Annotated in this window: 18 protein-coding genes; 17 read left to right on the top strand and 1 reads right to left on the bottom strand. The window is 34.5% G+C overall.

The genetic code is table 11. The features are described from left to right. Positions 1-609 precede the first annotated feature (609 nt). The 6 genes from NGR58_RS08280 to NGR58_RS08255 all read left to right on the top strand — a co-directional run bounded on the left by NGR58_RS08280 (position 610) and on the right by NGR58_RS08255 (position 5,467). Positions 610-963: a MobC family plasmid mobilization relaxosome protein gene (locus NGR58_RS08280; protein WP_258089067.1), complete on the top strand. Its 354-nt coding sequence runs from the start codon at positions 610-612 to the stop codon at positions 961-963. Beyond that, positions 945-2,105: a relaxase/mobilization nuclease domain-containing protein gene (locus tag NGR58_RS08275; RefSeq protein ID WP_010889633.1), complete on the top strand. Its 1,161-nt coding sequence runs from the start codon at positions 945-947 to the stop codon at positions 2,103-2,105. The genes NGR58_RS08280 and NGR58_RS08275 overlap by 19 nt, the downstream gene beginning before the upstream one ends. A 587-nt stretch (positions 2,106-2,692) precedes the next feature. After that, positions 2,693-3,865, top strand: coding sequence for a RepB family plasmid replication initiator protein (locus NGR58_RS08270; RefSeq protein ID WP_010889635.1), 1,173 nt, complete (start codon positions 2,693-2,695; stop codon positions 3,863-3,865). A 19-nt stretch (positions 3,866-3,884) separates the two neighbouring features. Further along, entirely contained in the window at positions 3,885-4,082 is a 198-nt protein-coding gene (locus NGR58_RS08265) for a replication initiation protein (protein WP_258089068.1), read from the top strand. Positions 4,083-4,237: 155 nt separating this feature from the next. Next, positions 4,238-4,756 carry a DUF536 domain-containing protein gene (locus tag NGR58_RS08260; RefSeq protein ID WP_258089066.1) on the top strand — a complete coding sequence of 173 codons (519 nt, stop codon included), beginning with the start codon at positions 4,238-4,240 and terminating at the stop codon, positions 4,754-4,756. Positions 4,757-4,771: 15 nt separating this feature from the next. Continuing rightward, positions 4,772-5,467: a Fic family protein gene (locus NGR58_RS08255; RefSeq protein WP_010889637.1), complete on the top strand. Its 696-nt coding sequence runs from the start codon at positions 4,772-4,774 to the stop codon at positions 5,465-5,467. A gap of 398 nt (positions 5,468-5,865) precedes the next feature. Here NGR58_RS08255 and NGR58_RS08250 read toward each other — a convergent pair whose 3' ends face one another. Further along, a complete protein-coding gene (locus NGR58_RS08250) occupies positions 5,866-5,943 on the bottom strand; it encodes a putative holin-like toxin (RefSeq protein ID WP_179888959.1) in 78 nt (25 codons plus the stop codon). A 661-nt stretch (positions 5,944-6,604) separates the two neighbouring features. Between NGR58_RS08250 and NGR58_RS08245 the strand changes: the two genes are divergently transcribed. From NGR58_RS08245 to NGR58_RS08195, 11 genes are all read left to right on the top strand, one after another. Beyond that, entirely contained in the window at positions 6,605-6,769 is a 165-nt protein-coding gene (locus tag NGR58_RS08245) for a hypothetical protein (protein ID WP_010889654.1), read from the top strand. Positions 6,770-6,879: 110 nt separating this feature from the next. After that, a complete protein-coding gene (locus tag NGR58_RS08240; protein WP_010889638.1) occupies positions 6,880-7,905 on the top strand; it encodes a serine hydrolase in 1,026 nt (341 codons plus the stop codon). A gap of 14 nt (positions 7,906-7,919) precedes the next feature. After that, positions 7,920-8,882, top strand: a complete 963-nt coding sequence (locus tag NGR58_RS08235; protein WP_258089065.1) for a hypothetical protein — start codon at positions 7,920-7,922, stop codon at positions 8,880-8,882. Positions 8,883-8,895: 13 nt separating this feature from the next. After that, positions 8,896-9,756, top strand: coding sequence for a T3SS effector HopA1 family protein (locus NGR58_RS08230; protein WP_010889640.1), 861 nt, complete (start codon positions 8,896-8,898; stop codon positions 9,754-9,756). A 213-nt stretch (positions 9,757-9,969) separates the two neighbouring features. Continuing rightward, positions 9,970-10,848, top strand: a complete 879-nt coding sequence (locus NGR58_RS08225; RefSeq protein ID WP_010889641.1) for an ABC transporter ATP-binding protein — start codon at positions 9,970-9,972, stop codon at positions 10,846-10,848. Positions 10,849-10,850: 2 nt separating this feature from the next. After that, entirely contained in the window at positions 10,851-11,579 is a 729-nt protein-coding gene (locus tag NGR58_RS08220; protein ID WP_168940467.1) for a hypothetical protein, read from the top strand. Positions 11,580-11,595: 16 nt separating this feature from the next. Next, the gene (locus tag NGR58_RS08215) at positions 11,596-12,522 is read left to right on the top strand and encodes an ABC transporter ATP-binding protein (protein WP_258089064.1); all 927 of its coding nucleotides are present in this window, start codon (positions 11,596-11,598) and stop codon (positions 12,520-12,522) included. Beyond that, positions 12,515-13,324: an ABC transporter permease subunit gene (locus NGR58_RS08210; RefSeq protein WP_010889644.1), complete on the top strand. Its 810-nt coding sequence runs from the start codon at positions 12,515-12,517 to the stop codon at positions 13,322-13,324. The genes NGR58_RS08215 and NGR58_RS08210 overlap by 8 nt, the downstream gene beginning before the upstream one ends. 19 nt (positions 13,325-13,343) lie before the next feature. After that, positions 13,344-14,459: an alcohol dehydrogenase catalytic domain-containing protein gene (locus tag NGR58_RS08205; protein ID WP_010889645.1), complete on the top strand. Its 1,116-nt coding sequence runs from the start codon at positions 13,344-13,346 to the stop codon at positions 14,457-14,459. 175 nt (positions 14,460-14,634) lie between these two features. Then, a complete protein-coding gene (locus NGR58_RS08200; RefSeq protein ID WP_258089063.1) occupies positions 14,635-15,213 on the top strand; it encodes a recombinase family protein in 579 nt (192 codons plus the stop codon). 31 nt (positions 15,214-15,244) lie between these two features. Then, positions 15,245-16,891, top strand: coding sequence for a type IV secretory system conjugative DNA transfer family protein (locus NGR58_RS08195; protein ID WP_258089062.1), 1,647 nt, complete (start codon positions 15,245-15,247; stop codon positions 16,889-16,891). Positions 16,892-17,028: the final 137 nt, after the last annotated feature.

Below are 17,028 nucleotides of genomic sequence, written 5' to 3'. Positions count from 1 at the left end.
GAAACCCTTGGTACAAGCGGAACTGCAATTTCTGCAGTCCGACAAGATAACATTTAAAAAAAGACATTTCAGTGGTTTCCACTGATCTGTCTTTTTTATTTGCTAATAAAACGGCTGAAACCCTTGATAATAGCGGAAGTGTCAAAACGACACTTCCAGAAACCTCGGTCAAGCGTGAGACGCTTGACCTGTTCGGGCAGAACTCTCCATGAAATGGTCTGCTGGAAGAGCTCCTGCTGAAAGCATGCGTCAAGTGCGAAAATTGTCTTGATGAAATCATGCTTATTATGCAAAATAATTCGGCAGACAGCCCCCGTCGGGTAGACGCCATTTGCGGAATAAATCAGCAAATGGCATACGCAACGATTGGTAAAAAGTGGCTAGCATATAGCTAGTCATTTTGCCATGAGTTTGCGTAGCTAGGGGGTCAAGGGGCGAGCGCTAGCGTCCCCTTTGCAAGCACCACATCAGACACGTAAGTGGCTAGCATGTGGGTTGCATGCCAATCCCCGTAAATTGATTTATTATGTGAGTAGAAACCCTAAGGGTTTCACGAGCTTAATCAATCAATTTACTTGCCTGAAAGGCAAAACAAAGGGGGTGGGATTTGTGAGCGAACAACACAATATGGCTAGCTATCTTTCCGATAAACAACCCAATCGAAAAGAGAGTCGACAAATCAATTTTAGAGTGAGCGAACAGGACTATTTAAAGCTTTCGCAGTCAGCGAAAACTTTAAATATGTCCGTGCCTGCTTTTGTCAAAAAGAAGGCACAAGGGGCACGGATCATAGTCCCCAAGATTGGCGCAAAAGATGCCCAAGAGATAACACGCCAATTAGCAAAAATTGGAAGTAATCTCAATCAATTAGCCAAACACGCCAATCAGGGGGGCGCAGTCCATGCTCCTGCTTTGCAAGAACTTCAAAGCGAGGTGGCAAAGATATGGCAACAACTCACATAAAACGGTCGGATAGTGCGTCACGTTTAGTCAATTACGCTGAAAAACGTGCCGTATTAAAGGACGGACTCAATCTAGACGTAGACTATGCCAAAAGTCAGTTAAAACAAGTCCGTGAAGTGTATGGCAATCAAGGAAAAACGCAAGCATATGCCAGTCGTATTTCATTTAGTCCCAAAGAGCTTGACCCAACCAACGAAAACGACCAGCAAAAAGCCCTAGAAATTGCCAAAGAAGTGTATCAAAAAACCTATCCTAATCAGCAAGTGGCGCTATATGAACACGCAGATACGAATGCTTTACACGTTCATGCCGTGATTGGGGCAATTGACCTTGAAACAGGGCGTAAAATGCACGGAAATTGGCAAGAGTACCGCGAAAAATTGGTGCATAACACAGATGAAATCAGCCAAGAACATGGACTAGAAGTGACGCAAGTTGACCCGAACCGCTATGAAAAGCGGACAATGGCAGAAATTAAAATGCAAGCTAAGGGTCAACCCACATGGAAAGACCAAATCAGACAAGCCGTAGACAAGACCATGGCAAATCGACTTGTCACTGATTTTCAGACGTTTAGAGACGATTTAAAACAAAAAACAGTCGATGTATGGGAACGGGGCAAAGACCTCACTTACCAGCTAACAGGGACGAATTACAAAGCACGGGGAAATAAACTCGGCACAGCTTATGAAAAGGGGGAAATTTACCATGAGTTGGAAAGACGAACCAGAAACCACACAAAAACCCGAAACCCAGATACAGCCAAACCTGACCGAACTCAACCAAACCTTGAAAGAAATCAGGAACTATCAGGGCACGCAAATTCAATTACAGAGCAAACAACAGATAGAATTGACCGAACAGCTCCAACAGATAGAGCAAGCCAGTCAACGGGTCAATCAGGCTTTTCAAACGACCTTGAACAATTTAGAAAACAGCAGAGAGACCAACAAACAACAATCAATCGAGACGCTCAAAGGCGCGCACGAACAGTTCAAAGAGCAAACACGCAAGATAAATCAAAAGACAATCGAAGTCTTAAAACAGATAAACAACGACCAAAAGAGCAACAACGAGACGTTGAAAAATCTCAGCAACAATCTAAATCAAACCGTTCAAGAAACGATGGACCAAGTCGCTAATCGACTGGCTGGAGAAATTAATCAAACCCATAAAAAAATGAGTTGGTTTGAAATTAAAAATTATTTGTATGCTGTGATTCCAACTGGTTTGCTTTCAGGTCTTATATTTTGGTTTCTAACGCATTTCTTTGCTTAAATCATATAAATAGACCTGAAACCTCTTAACTCGTCTTAGAGACGATTTTAGGAGGTTCTTTTTGTTTGATTATTTTTAGATTAAGAAAGACAAATAAACTGTGAATCAATGGTAAGTCGCATTAATAGAATTTACGGTTTTAAGATTTTAAAGAATTAAAGGGTATGGAAAAGGCGAAGCCTATTTAATTTATCTTTAATATTTTGTCTTTTAAACCCTTTTGCGTGCTTGAAAAGTTAGTATTAGCAAGGGTTATAATGATTAAATGACTACTAAAAGGGATGTATATGACTACTAAAAGGGATGTATATGACTAGGAAAAGAGATGCTGATAGCTACTTTTTGTGTTTACAAGTAGCTATGTTTTGATATAATAAAAACATGAAGAAAGACTTTTTGGACGGAATTTCTTCATGCTATCTGTAAACACACGCAAAGGAGCATATTTACTATGAACAGTATAAATAAAAATGAAGTAACAAGCAAAAATCAGGTGACGCATATGAACGACTTACAAAAAAGAAAAGTGGTTGAGCACAACGATCTAATCAGTAGCGTTGCCAAAATGGATAAGACGCCTCTTAAAATTTTTGAATTAGCAGTATCTGCTATCGATACTACTAACCCACCTAAAGATAATATTGTTTATTTATCTAAGCAGGAATTGTTTTCTTTTTTTGATGTTAGAAGTGAAAATAAACATACACGGTTTAAGCAAGCTATTGAAAAAATGCAAAAACAAGCTTATTTTCAAATTAGAGAAGTTAAAGATCAAGGTTATGAAATGAAAAGTATTGTGCCAATCCCGTATGTAGAATGGAATAGTTATAATGATGTCGTAACAATTGAATTTAATCATCGTATCATGCCTTATCTAATTGAACTAAATACGAATTTTACACAATATGCTCTATCAGATATTGTGGAATTAAGTAGTAAGTACAGTATTATTCTCTATAAGTGGCTTTGTATGTCTTATAATCAATATGATTATTACAGTACGAAGGGGAATCGTAGAGAAGAACAGCTAGAAAAGTATCGAAATCCGTCTATCAGTATGAAAGAACTAAGGCGATTAACTGACACTGTAAATGAATATCAACGTTTTACCAATTTTAGCAAAAAAATTTTGGATATTCCCTTAGAAGAGATTAGTAACTATACACATTTTAATGTGACTTATGACAAGATTAAAAAAGGTAGAGCAATTGATTCAATTGTTTTTCATATCACTGAAAAGCGTATGGCAGATGATAACAGCTATAAGCAGGAAGATGAAACTTATTTAGAAGATAAAGCAAGAAAAGAGGTTGCTCAAGAACAGTTTTATTTACAAGCAATGGAAAGTCGTTATACGAAAATATTGATGGAACATTTTATGTTGTCTTCGTATGATTTAATTGATAAGGCAATCATGGCAGGCTTACAGAAGCATGTCTACCCACTGTATGATAAATTAAAGGATTTACGGGGATTGAGTGGTGTAGAAACACACGTCTCTTATGTTTCGGAGAAAAAAGAGGGTTATTCAAAAAGAAATATTGCTAAATATCTTAAAAAAGCTATTGAGCAGTATCTGATTACTGTAAAAATTCAGGATAAAATGGAGAACGGTTCAATGTGATTTATACGTTAATCTATGAATTCTCGAGCGTCTTAGACTTAAAGCGGCATGGACGCTCCTATTAAATTTAAAAGATAATGGGCAATCAATTGCTATCATTCAAGGAACTCCAGAAGATTTTAAAAATTGGCTTGGTGCGCCTAAAAGTTATACATATGGTTATTTGAAACGAGATGTTTTAAATCCAGCCATTAAAGAAAGTGATATGGATTTATAATTATTTCAGGCTAAAAGAGGTCGTTCAGTTACACAAGTAGAAATATATAATAGTTTCATTCGCAATGATCGATATAAATAAGTTAATATATTATTTTTATACAATGTTGCGCACAATGATGTGATAGTATTGTACGCAATGAGGAGGCGGTTGGTATGAAACTCTATTCTATGAGGGATATTGCGGAGGAAGTTGGTAAAGATAAATCAAATGTGTATCGTTATATAAAGAAACACAATATTGCGTACACCGATGTAAAAGAACGCGCAATGTTGTTTAACGCAACGCAAAAAAACAGCATTGTTAAAGGAATGACAGGCGAATCAATTTCTAACGTTGCGCAACGATCACAACGTACTCAGCACAATGAAGACAAGAACCAAAAAGATAACGATACTAGTCAAGTTATTGCTGCCATGCAAGCAAATATTGAAAATTTAAAAGAGCAAAATACGTTATTAGTTAAGCAGTTGGAAAGTAAAGATAAACAGCTTAATGAAGCGCAAAAACTAGTTGATCAGCAACAACAGTTAAACTTATCAACACAACACCTTTTAAATCAGCAAAACGAACCATCCGAAGTTAAGCAACAAACGCAACAGCCAGAAGAAAATAATGATTATCAAAAAAAAACGACAAAGAAGAGCTTTTTTAAGCGTCTTTTTGATAATTAAAAGGAGTCAATTTTAATGACAAGCTCACAGCAATATGTTGATATATACAGTTTTACCTCCGAAGAAAATCGTCGTTTTGCACGCTCAAATTTCACCAAATTAGTGCATACTAATGCCCGTTTTGAAGGAATTAATACGACTTTACCCCAAACGCAAACAATCATGGACGGTATGAGTGTTGCCGGTGTACCCGTGGAAGATGTTTTAACAATTGTTAATTTAAAGCGTGGTTGGCAATATGTGACCACAGAAACCGCAGAAATGACCTTAGATATTGAAAAAGCAATCAATAAAATTGTGGCTGCCGAAGATGCCTTAGTCCCTGGTGAATTACGACAGGGTCAAGGTGGGGTCAATTTAGGTGACGAAGAATTTTTTGAACCACCCCTAATTAATCAACAAGAAGAACAAACATTTTTACAAAAAACGTTGACTAATTCACACACAACCACAACTGATAAAGCCTTAACGATTATGTATCATAATATGCGTCAACAAATCTTTTGGGACGGTAATAAACGAACCGCTACACTAAGTGCCAATAAAATCATGATTGACGGTGGTGCAGGGCTTATCAATGTGCCGTTAGATAAGTGGGCTAAATGGAATGAATTAATCGCTGATTTTTACCGCACAAACGATATGCAAGCTGTAAAAGAATGGACGTATCAAAATGGTATTCAGGGCTTAGAAGTGCGGAAAAACAAATAATTTTTTTGTAAGTAAATTAAAAAGCCGAAAGAACAAAAGCAACCAAATATACAACGTTAATTACGAAAAACGCCTAATTAAAGGCGTTTTTTTTATGTATTTAGTGTTTGAGAAACGCATTCTAAACCTATTTTCCTTTAATAAACGGGTAAACGTCTATTGAATAACCAATGCCGTAACGTAAATTTTTTACCAGCTACCAAAACTAGGCAAAATAGCCTTGCTATAACGGGGAAAAATCTAGGTAATAATTTTATTAGTCCATATTATGGACTTGTGCTATAATGTAGACAGAAAGAAAAGAAGCCCTGCGTGAACAGGACTTCCCAGTAGAACCGTGTAAGACGGTAGCAAAAACTAAAGTTTAAATAACCGTTAGCTCTGCAAAGCTAAGACGGTTATTTTTTTTTGCTGATTTTTATCAGCTCAACAACTAATGCAATTAAGGTAACGATAAACGTTCCGAAATTCAACATTAGTTGTAAGGCGTCTGTAATCGACACCTAAGCTACCCCTTTCATCAGGATATGGTTTAATTACGGTTTTTACACCATAAGCACCACCCCCTACTATCAGAATAGCTACCGTCTTAACTTTTCTACTAGTCGTATTATATCGTAAAAAAGTAGATATGTCCTGTAAGCCAAGCATAATGAAACACTATATTTATGACGTGCACTTCTATAGCTACAAGCCTCTAAATATAGTGTTCAAATATTATTTTTCTTGTCATAAAGGCGATATTTTTGCCCCTATACCTGCCAAAGTGCGGATAATTCCAGCAATTAGAATTACGAAATATCGGCTGCCCATGAATCTACAGGAATTGACGCATAAGATACCATACGTGTAACCAAAACAACACGATGAACCTTTTTTAAGTTTACTCTTTTTACTTGTTCGTTACTGCTTCAATTTGTATACATAAAACATTACTAAAATGTTGTCAATATAGTCCGTTTAAAGGTTTTATGCATTAAAAAAATGCATATGTTTTGACTTTATAAAATTAAAGAGTATATTTTCGTGTGTAGCAGAGATGGGACATCACTTATCACTCTACAAAAATTATATTGTTTTTGTTGGAAAATTTCCGACTATATTTACATAGGGCCCTAACTTGGGAGGTTAGAGATTATGAAAGATGCTACATTGTTGTCAGGATACACAAGTTACACTTCACCAATTGATGTTCAACGCAGTGCTGTTGAAGAAAGTCAATTAGGTAATGTTGGAACATCAATTTCTTTGAGTGTTAGCTACTCAGCATCTGTTTCATGGACATTTTCATGGAGCTTTTAGACTTATAGTCTATCCATAATTTGTACATGCAGAAAACAAGCCCTCAATAGTTATTTTATTGAGGGCTTGTTTTCAATATAAAGCACATTACCCGAACAGGAATATCCAAAATGAAAAACACACTAATCGATCAAATATTACATATAATTATCGATGACAAATTTGATGAAGATGTAATAAATGAATTAATTTCCAATGATAAGACAGTAAACGAAAAACGACAATTAAAAGAAATTATTATTGCGTTACGTCAAAGTAACTATATAACTCTTAGAAAAGTATCAGAGTCTCATTTAACTGGGAATATAAATAATATTTTTGTAGATATTATCATAGTTCCTAAGCAAAATTATCTTGATAAATTAATTGTTCGTCCAAAAACAAAAAACGTTACCAGTTTTAAAGATTTTATTGATTCTTTCTTCGTATTTGATAATTCTGTTTTTTCAGCTATGTTTAACACGCAATTTCAGAATAAAAATAAAAAAATGGCAGTTTCGTCACTTATTAAGTTACTTGTAGCGACAAATATTTATTTTTTAAATCAAGAGAACAAACTAACGTTAAAAAATAAATATATCATCAATAATTCGGACATTAGTGTTCTCAGCGCGGGCTTAAATATTAATGATGTAGGAAAGTCAATTTCCTACCAGGAATTACTTAGTCGCATGCTACTGGCATCTGATAATACAGCAATGGATATATTACTGAAAGTAATTGAACCCCATGATATGACTAAATTATATGAGGAATGTCTAGACATAGAATATGGGCATATAGAATTAACGAATATTTTATACCTGAAAAATTGGAGTGCTTTCCAATCTAAAGAATACATGAAAGAAGTCCAATGGATAAATGGACAAGACTATTTCTTAAGTATGAAAGAAATCCAAAAGATTATCAATTATTTATGTAATCAATCATGGTTACCATGGGATGATTTACCTAATAATCAGATGATTTATAAGGGTGGTAATGCTCCAGGAGTATTATCTGCGATTTGGATGAATAGAAATAATCGAAAGGTCTTAGCCTTTGCCTTTAATATCCCACGAGAAATTAATCTTGTAGAAGAATTATATATATATGAAAATGCACGTAAGTTAATGGAATTCGAAAACTTGTTATAGGAGGTCTGCTAGACATGGAAAGCGCATTGAATGGGAGAAATGAATCACAATCAAATCACATTAATGGTACTAAAGTGATTGAAAAACGATTAAATGGAGAGACTAAAGATAAAGAACGTCGAATGAATAATATGAAAGTTTTTGACAGTTTATTAAATGAAAAATTACAAATAAAGTCACCGAGATTAGTACATATTAATGAAGATAAATTTGTAGTCAGTCATGAGTGGGTTGAAAATGCAACAACCTTAGAAGATTTATTACAAAATGATTTGAAACGTTTTATCGACCTAATTCCAAATGCTATGAAGTATCTAGCTGAAATTAATAATCTACCTACAAGTATTAATGAATCAAAAAATTCTGTAGTTATAGATAACACACTTTCTCCATTAGTCGCCATTTCAGAATATGCTTACACGGAGTGTACTGGTGCAGAGTTAGAGCTATTTTCAATCTTGCAGCATGACTCGGATTTATTAAAAGGATTAATCACAAAAAATCAAAAAGTAGTCGCTGGTGTTCGACATGGAGATATGCGATTCGATCAGTTTCTAGTTACTGATTTAAATGTATTAATCATAGTTGACTTCGAAGAATTTGGTGTTGGCGATTCTTTAACAGACTTGGCCGGTTTCTTAGGGTCCATTTTATTTAATACTTTATTAGATGTATTTTCGAAGGCATCAATGGATGCTTCTAGTGAAGAGGATGTTAATCGGATGTTTATGGAAAAAGGAGAGAAAAAATTAATGGAAATTAAACCCTTATTCCAACAAGCGATTTCAAAGTATTCAAAATACAATCACGGTTCTATTGATTTTTCTGTTTTATCTGCAGATATTGGCTGGTTTATTCTGGAACGAATTATTAGCAGGTCAAAATTTACTTTCCGACTATCCTCAGTTGACAAGGCTATTGCAGGAGTAGGACGCCAAGCAATTGTTAATCCAGATTCATTAAGTACATTTTACTAAAAAGGGGGACATTATGTTAAAGAATACTTCGATTGATTCATTACTAAATCGAGTATCTGTGGATATTGATTTAGAAATTGTTACAGTAGACGACATTAATTACGAAAATGTTCTACAGAGACCTAAAAGTGAACTATCACAGTGGTTATATTGTGTACTGCATACTGGTAATAGTAATTTATTAACGCCCCATACTGCTCGAAATGATTTACAACCAATTATTGCCGATTCTATTCAAGACCATACTATTTTAGTTCCATCAACAAATTTTGCTATTGATAACGTAACTTATTCAGAAGTAGGCGGAGTACGTATCAATAAACAATCTGTAAACAACAAATTAGAGCTTTCGTCTAAACGCCCTAATTTAACTCCTGGGTTTTATATGTTTGTTGCAACTAATAATCTATCTACCATCCGATATTATGTAGGAACTGATAATCCGGAGGACGCCATCAAAATATGGTCTGCTACTATTGATAAACTACTAAAAGACAATGTTGAGTTTTCTGGTAAAGTGTTATCGTCTACGGAAAGTTATCCTAGAAATGATTCAGTTGTATTCTATAGTGATGTAAATAATTCTGAAATGGTTCAAATGGCTTTGCTTGATGTTATACAAGATGTAAATCCATTGCATACGGGATTAGTACCGTCACCTTTTACAAAGGTATTATACGATTCACTATCAACAGCTGAACAACCATTAGATAGTAAAGGGATTCGTCAAAGTTTAGGCGAACAAAGAACAGAAATACTTGCAGAGTCTATTTTAGATACTTTTACGACAGGCTTAGATTTTGAGAAGTTACTAACTAAACGATTGGAAATCGCAAAGGTTGATATTTCAGATTTATCAAAAAATCGGTACTAATTCTCAAAAAAGGTGGATATGTTATATGAACACAACATGGATGTTGCTAATTATTTTAATAGCTCTTTATATCTCCGTATGTTGGTACAAAATATATAAAGCTGCGTCAACCAAATGGATTCCAAAATGGGCATGGGCTATTGTTGTCTGCATTTCTATACCTCTTGGGGGAATGATTTACCTATTATTTGGTGAAAATAGGGAGTATTAGTTATGAATTTACTTGAAATTAATAATATAACAATGAAGTTCCCTATGAAGGTTGCATTAGATAACATATCTTTAGAAATATCGGATGAATCTGGTGTGACTGCATTAATTGGACCAAACGGTGCAGGAAAAACAACGTTAATTAAATGTATTATGGGATTAAATCAAGAATATGAGGGAAGCATAGTATATCAAACAAACAAAATTTCTTACTGTCCGGATACCCCCTTTTTCGATACTAATCTTACTGCTATAGAGGTGATGCAGCAATCTGCAGCATTAAGCAGTCAAAACTATGAATTGCATTCCGCCAGAAAGTTATTGAAAATGGTAGGATTGGATGAGGCAAGGGATAGATTTATTAATGGGTTCTCTCGAGGAATGCTACAACGACTAGGGATTGCAGCATCTCTTATATTAGATCCAGAAGTACTGATATTGGATGAGCCAACTAGTGCTCTTGACCCAGCCGGACAACGAGATATTTTGAAGCTGATTAAAACAATTTCAAAGGACAGAGCAGTTATTGTTTCTAGTCATAATCTTAAAGATATGGAGCAAATTGCGGATAATTTAATCGTTCTAAACGAAGGGAAACTAGTATATGCTGGTAATTTAAGAGACTTCATTGATCTCGAATCTATTGAATCTGTTCTTAAATGTTCTACTTCTGAAAACCTGAATAGGTTAACTATCTTATTACGACCGAATGTCCCCATTAGAATAAGTAATGATACAAACACAATATACTTTCCACAAAATGATTTCCAAAAAGTGTTTATGCTATGTAGTCAACATACTGATTTAATTACCTCTATTTCTAAAACAAATTATTCTTTGTCTGCTGCATTTGAAACATCTGTGAACAAGGAGGTCCAATGAATATGAAATTAATCAATTTAAATTTTAAACGTTGGGTTAGAGGAAATAGATTACTGGTAGTTACAATTTTATTTGTTTTTACTGCTATTTTTTCACCAATTATGGCATATAATGCAGCAAAAATTTTAGATAGTTTAGGATCTACGGTGACGTCTTTGCCGATTCCAGATGAAACCTCATTATTGCAATCTTATTTTAAAAACATGTCTCAATTAATTCTTTTTGTAGTTGTCTTTTTAATAAGCAGTATGACTGTTTTACCAAAATCAGAGTCTGTACATATTTTTTATCTTTCGCGTACAAAGAAAGGATATCGAATTTACTATCCAAAAATTTTGGTAGGACTATCGATTGTTGTAATTTTACTGATTTTAAATGACGTTATTTTCTATTCTATTTTGACTTTGTACTTTAATGAATTGGATACGTTTAATATTGTGACAAGCTTGTGTATACAACTATTAGGATTTTTTACTATGACAATAGTAGGTGTAACTGTCTCAATTATATTCAATTCTAGTTTTATAGGCGCTGCATTGATTGAATTATTTATATTCATTGGGAGTATCTTCGCAACGTACGAATGGTTTAAGGAATGGTCACCCACAACTTTGTTATCACCCATAGATATATTCCATACTGGATCAATTGAAAGTATCACTACTAATATTATTATTAGCGTGTTAGTAATAGTAGTTTCACTGGGGATAATAGGCATTAAAAAAGCATAAAATGGAGGATATACCGTTGATACTTACTTTATCAAAAGTCAATAAAAGCATCTCTCAAAAAAAAGTAATAAATGATGTGAGCTTTTCTTTAGAAAAAGGGAAAATTTTAGCATTATTAGGACCGAATGGTGCAGGGAAAACTACTATTATTCGATTAATTACATCACTAATTGAACAAGATAGTGGTGTAATTAGCGTTTTTAATGGCGATATAAACCCTTCAAATATTCGACAGAATATAAGTGTACAAAATGATGGAAACTTATATGAAAACTTAACGATTTTTGAAAACCTTAAAATTTGGGGAGGCTTTTATGAAATTCCAGAAGATCATTTGGAAGTTAAAATTTCGGAACTGACAAGTAGGTTTGAAATTTCAGAACGGCTTAATTCTCAAGTAGGTGAATTAAGTAAAGGTATGAAACAAAAAGTGCTTATTATTCGTGCTTTATTGACAAATCCTAAATTATTAATTTTAGATGAGCCTACATCTGGACTTGATCCATACATGATTGATTTATTGACGAAAATTTTGACAGAATATGTTAAACGTCATGAAACAACAATTATTATGGCGACCCATCAATTATTGGGGTTAGAGAGTATTGCAGATGACGTTTTAATCTTAAACAAAGGAGAGGTTGTAGTACATGGAAAAACAACACAACTTATTTCTGATTGCTGGCCTACTGTGGAACTAGATGTGTTATCAGATAAAGAAAACTTTGAAAATAATTTAGATTATCTAACTGCAAATTTCAATGTTATTCATAGCAGTTTTGATATTAACATAACCCGTATCATGTTAGAGACCAAAGACAATCATTCTCGTGTTATTGCTGATATTGCAAATGACATTCCAGTTAATGGAATAACGATAGTGAACCACACCGTAAAGGAACTATATTTTAAAACGTTAGGAGTGGAGCAAATTTATGAATAAACATAGGATTAAAATATTGGTACAAAAAGAGTGGTTGGAACTTAAAAATGACAAAGCAACCTTAGCTCCTCTACTAATTCTGCCTATTATGTTCAGTATTATTTTGCCATCTATTCTAATATTTGGTGGGGTTAGAAATGTACTAATTAACAATGTAGGTGGTGTTTCGCAATTTCTGGAAAATTTTAAAAGTGATTTAATTCCAAGTAATATTTCAGCTGAAAACATTGGCTTATATGCTTTATTAATATTTTTCTTTATGCCATTATTCTTATTAATTCCAATCATGATCTCTACTGTGCTAGCTAGCTCATCATTTGTCGGTGAGAAAGAAAAAAGAACGATTGAAGGATTACTATACACACCACTTTCAGATAGTGAATTATTGATGGGGAAGCTAATTGCTGTGTTAGTGCCAAGTATCTTATTAACTTGGGTCTCAGTCTTTTTATACGGTATTGTACTTGATGTTTTAGGATATGGTGTATTTGAATCTATGATTTTCCCTACAGTACATTGGTTAATAATGATGTTTATTATTGCTCCATTATTAACTTTTTTCTCAACTATGTTGGTGCTAATGGTTTCTCAAAAATCAAAAAGCAGTAAATCTGCACAATCCGTAGCAATGATTTTGTTAATTCCCATTATTGGGATGATGATATCACAAGCAAGTGGATTAATGGTTTTTGGAGCAATATTTGAATTAATATTGGTTGTTATTTTAATTATTTTAAATATCATTACATTTAATATTGTAACCAAAATGTTTGTTCGAGAAAAAATTGTTTTAAATTCGTAATTGAAAAAGGAGACTCAAAATGGATGTAATAGGATTAATCAATGAAGGTCTAGTTTCTACTTTTGATTTAGAAGGACAGGATACATTATCTATTTCGGATAATGTAGTTAATGTAGGTAATTTAAAAATGCCTCGACCTAAATTTGATGAAAAACATGACAAAAATAAAGATTTCGTATTGGTTCAAGTTGTTGCGTTTTCATGTAATTACAGAGATAAAGCAATTGTCGTGAAATCTAGTAACAAAATGTCAGGAGCTTTTTCTAACACTGCAGCTCCTGTTTCTTTTTTTGGATCTGATTTCGTAGGAATAATCATTGAAAAAGGTACCAATGTTTCAGAATTTGAACTTAATGATAGAGTTATTCCTAATTGTGCATATCCAACACCGCCTGCAGACGGTGTTGCACCAGGTGTAGTTACCAATGAAGCATCTAAAGGATATTTAAAACTTCATAAATCTAAGTTATTGAAAGTACCTGATAATATGCCAAATAGTATTGCAGCAGGATACTCAATTGGTGGACAAACGTCCGAAAGTATGGTTCGTCGTAGCAATGTCTCTCAATCTGACAAAGTATTAGTCTTAAGTGCACGCTCAAATACATCTCTATTTATTATAAACGCACTATTGCACCGAGGAATAAAACCAACTCTATTATCCACAACTAAGTGGTCAGAGGATAACTTGGATTTGGTCAAGCATTGTGAAGTTATTAACTTAAATAGAAATGTCAATAAATGGCCAGATGATTTAGAAAAATTTGATGTTATTTTTGATCCTTTTTTTGATATTCATCTAGAAGAAGCAATTAAACATTTAAATATTGGCGGTCGTTACATTACATGTGGATATAAAAATCAACATGAATCATTTGAAATTACTAATGACATTGCAAATCAACAAAATTTACAATCAATTATGTTAACTGCTATGGTTAATAATATATCAATTATTGGGAACTGTATCGGAGAAACATTTGATTTAGAAAATTCATTAAAAAATTTCAATTATAAATTGCCTCCATTCCAAATTGACAGTACATTAAGTACCATGGAATTTAAAGAGTTCTTAGATGAAACTTATAATAAGCGAAATAGATTCGGTAAAGTTATTATGAATTATGTTTCATAGATTTGTTTGGCTCTATACTTTTTAGCGTGAAATTTTTACTTTCACGCTAAAAAGTATAGAGCCAAAATATTAAAGAAGTCACAACTGAACAGTTGTGACTTCTTTTTTTATCCCTTATAATAAAAGGCGTTGAAGCACGTCATAACTTACGGTCATAAGCAAAGGAGCGAATACAATGAAATATGGTTATGCCAGGGTCAGTACAATCGACCAAAAGCTAGCAAATCAAATCCAGCAATTAAAAGACGCAGGCGCTGAAAAAATTTACCAGGAAAAATTTACAGGGACAACTACCCAACGTCCCCAATTTAATCAACTATTAAAAATCTTAGTGCCTGGCGATACGCTAATCATTACCAAGCTTGATCGTTTCGCCAGAAACACAAGAGAAGCCTTAGACATCATTCAAAAACTTTTCGACCAAGGGGTTAAAGTGCAAATTTTGAATATGGGAACGATTGATAACACACCCACAGGCAATCTGATTTTCACTATTTTTAGTGCCTTTGCCCAGTTTGAACGAGATATGATTGTGACCAGAACCCAGGAGGGAAAATTATACGCCAAAACGCATGACCCCCACTTTAGAGAGGGACGCCCTAAAACCTACACAGATGAACAAATTCAGTTTGCCTATGAGTTACGTCAGCAAGGCATGACCTACAAAATGATTGAACGGAAAACAGGGATTAGTATTAAAACCCAACAACGGCGGTTTAAATCTCTTCGTATGAAAAACGAAATATCAATATGATAGACTAACTTACATAGTAAGGGGAGAGTTCATGGATACAGTAATTACAGCGTTAATTGTTTTCGGAGCATTAATTTACATGCGTATTCATAATCACAGTCACGCTGATTATGACGAAGATAATCCTAAGGGGTTTGATGTACGGGCATTTATCTTCCCGATACATTATTTCATTCGCAGTACGATTTTTAACACTTTTAAAAGTAACGGTCTTGCATTCTTTTTTGTGCTTTTTGTCGGCGGATACGCTTTACTGTTAGACGTCCCGATTTGGTACATGAATAGAACAGCAGGCAAATACTTTTTGATTTATTTACTAATTAGCTGGGTTGTATGTCTATTACCACAGCGCACCTCGCTGGCATCTGGTGAACTTGGAAAAGCTCACTTTGTCAGTGAGACTGGCTTGAAAAAAGGCAATCTAATTAATAAAGACGGTATTGTTTTTGGTAAAAAAGGACGTCAACTGGTTGCCAAGCCCAATGATTTGGACGGGAACGTCGCTATCTTTGGTGGGGCGGGAACTGGAAAAACCGCTAGTAACTTAATTCCCACACTGCTAACTTACCAAGGCAATGCTTTTGTCGTCGATATTAAACCCGAATTACTTGCTAAAACAGGGCACTTGCACCCCAACAAAAAAGTATTAAACTTTATTGATCCACAGTTAGCTTATGACCCGTTAGCCGTGATTGATAGTTATACAGATGTCGTTGATTTAGCGCAAACACTCATTCCGATTAGCCCTGATATTAAAGAGCCGTACTTTAAAGAAAGTGCGCAAAATATCGTGGCAAGTGCTTGCTGGGAATTTAAAGATAGTAAATCATTTAGTGAGATTGCAGAATGGTTGACTGCTAACAAAGCTGATGAGATTATCGAACAATTATCGGCAAGTGAAAAATCAGAGACCAGAATTCTAATTAACGCAGTAGCAGGTATTAAGTCAGAACAATTGGCTAGTTTAATGAATGAGCTACGAAATACCCTAGTTGTCTTTGCCACTGACCCTGTTTTACGGCAACTATCAGGTAAAGGGGCAAGTATTAGTCCCAAAGATATTGAAGAAAACTGGATATATCTTGTCTTACCGGAAAGTAAGCTACAAGTATATAGCCGTTATCTATCACTGATTGTTTCGCAATTTACCCGCTACTTAACGCAACGCCCTGAAAAAGCACAACCAAATGTTTTAATGGCACTTGATGAATTTCCACGTCTAGGCTTTATGCCTGCATTTACGGACGCAATCTCAACATTGCGTTCACGCAATGTATCTGTGATGATTCTATTGCAGTCATTAGCACAGCTTGACAAAATTTATCAAGAAAACGGGCGCAAGGTCATTATGGATAATATGCATTATGTTGTTGTTCATAATGCCCTAGATAACACTAGCCAAAAGTATTTCTCTGATAGAGCAGGTGCAAAAACTGCTGTTATTAAAGGCACAACAGTGGGCGCTGGTGGTTCAGCAGGAACGATTGACGCTTTATTTGGTAGTCATTCGACAAACTACAATCAACAATCAGTCCCACTTATCCGTCCTGAAGAATTTGCCACCCTTGAAAAGCCTATTCTATATGCCTATAAATTAGGTGTTGCCAGAGTGGACAAAGCCTATTGGTTTAATGACAGCCGAATGAAGTCACTTGTTGAACAAGGGGGTGTTCGCTAATAAAACGGCTGAAACCCTTGGTACAAGCGGAACTGCAATTTCTGCAGTCCGACAAGATAACATTTAAAAAAAGACATTTCAGTGGTTTCCACTGATCTGTCTTTTTTATTTGCTAATAAAACGGCTGAAACCCTTGA

The organism is Weissella fangxianensis (assembly GCF_024718545.1).
GTDB classification, from domain to species: domain Bacteria; phylum Bacillota; class Bacilli; order Lactobacillales; family Lactobacillaceae; genus Weissella; species Weissella fangxianensis.
Note: the sequence above shows the minus strand (reverse complement) of the source record. Positions and strands in the feature narration are given on the sequence as shown.